The following is an 807-nucleotide window of genomic DNA, read 5'->3' as shown; positions in this document are numbered from 1 at the left end:
GGGTTCTGTCGCAAAGTTTTAATAAGCGACTATGACTCTAATCTCAAGGCGTAATTATGCTGCGAGCGCGTAAAACTGTTCCCAACTAGATAATCCATTTGGATTATCTAGTTGCTCATTTTTGATCATCGTCCACAACTCAATACCTGCTAGCGTGTTGGTTGCACCTTCTTTGCTTTTCCAGCCTAAGCATTGATGCATTTTCCCTTTCACCTTTCGGTGACTTTGCTCAACAATATTATTCAAATACTTCACTTGAAGTATTTCGATTAATTCGAGCATTCGGCCTGACAACCAAAGTTGAATATTGAGATTGTGCAAGGCTAAGGCATTCGCACCACTCTTATCAATGACGACTTTTTTAGGTAAGCCGTGTTGTTCGAACGCCTTATTAAAAAAGGCGCGAGCAGACATTTCATCTCGACGTTGAGACAATAAAAAATCGATCACCTGACCTCTATTATCAACGGCTCGATAATAGTAAAGCCATTGACCTTTTACTTTGATATAAGTTTCATCCATTCGCCAGGAAGAAGCCACCGGCTTCTTTTTATTACGAGCTCGATGCTCTAATAATGGACTGAATTTAATGACCCATCGATTGAGGGTTGAGTGATCAATTGACAGTCCACGCTCAGAGAGGATCTCTTCAATTTCACGATAACTGAGCTTGTAAGCTAGGTAATAACGTACGGAGAGAAGAATAATAGCGGACGGAAACTGACAGCCTTTAAACATAATGAGAACATCCGATTGGTAAGAACTACGGTATTTTACCGTAGTTCAGTCAAACTTTGCGACAGAACC

General features: G+C 40.6%; 1 protein-coding gene. It reads right to left on the bottom strand.

Annotated features, from left to right (window positions below; genetic code table 11):
- Positions 1 to 54: 54 nt before the first annotated feature.
- On the bottom strand, positions 55 to 738 hold the full coding sequence (locus tag HC723_RS16970) for an IS6 family transposase (protein ID WP_190339938.1): 684 nt from the start codon (positions 736 to 738) through the stop codon (positions 55 to 57).
- Between the last annotated feature and the right edge of the window lie 69 nt (positions 739 to 807).

It is taken from the genome of Vibrio sp. S11_S32 (assembly GCF_014694465.1).
Lineage (GTDB): Bacteria > Pseudomonadota > Gammaproteobacteria > Enterobacterales > Vibrionaceae > Vibrio > Vibrio algicola.
Note: the sequence above shows the minus strand (reverse complement) of the source record. Positions and strands in the feature narration are given on the sequence as shown.

Bases quoted from the DNA above. Each gene is read 5' to 3' on its own strand.
- HC723_RS16970 (WP_190339938.1), bottom strand. From the start codon at position 738: ATGTTTAAAGGCTGTCAGTTTCCGTCCGCTATTATTCTTCTCTCCGTA.